This window comes from Polynucleobacter sp. 73C-SIWE (genome assembly GCF_018882465.1).
Classification (GTDB): Bacteria; Pseudomonadota; Gammaproteobacteria; order Burkholderiales; family Burkholderiaceae; genus Polynucleobacter.
The window spans coordinates 1-484 of the sequence record NZ_JACVOK010000003.1; the positions used below are offsets into that span (position 1 = coordinate 1).

The window sequence follows — 484 nt, forward strand, 5'->3', positions numbered from 1 at the left end:
TGCAAAAGCTCTATCCGGGCTGTGATGTCCAGATTCTGGGGATGACCACCCGGGGGGATCAGATTTTGGATAAGGCCTTATCTAAAGTGGGCGGTAAGGGTCTGTTTGTCAAAGAGCTCGAAACGGCCTTAGAAGATGGCAGAGCAGATTTGGCAGTCCATTCACTCAAAGATGTACCGATGGTCATGCCAGACGGTTTTGATTTAACGTGCGTGATGGCTAGAGAAGATGCCAGAGACGCCTTTGTCTCGAATGACTATGCCAGCTTAGAAGATCTTCCAGCTGGTGCCATTGTGGGGACATCGAGTCTGCGCCGTGAGTCGGTACTGCGAGCCCGTTTTCCCCATCTAGTGATTGAGCCCCTACGCGGTAATTTAGATACCCGCATGGGTAAGCTAGATCGTGGCGAGTACCAAGCCATTATTTTGGCAGCGGCTGGTTTAAAGCGCTTAGGACTCGAGAGTCGTATTCGAGCCTTCTTGCC

The 484-nt window shown here is 51.4% G+C and carries 1 protein-coding gene; it reads left to right on the forward strand.

What is annotated here, in order from left to right; all coding sequences use genetic code 11:
- On the forward strand, nt 1-484 hold a 484-nt coding region (hemC, locus tag ICN17_RS10320; protein ID WP_216237677.1), incomplete at both ends, for a hydroxymethylbilane synthase.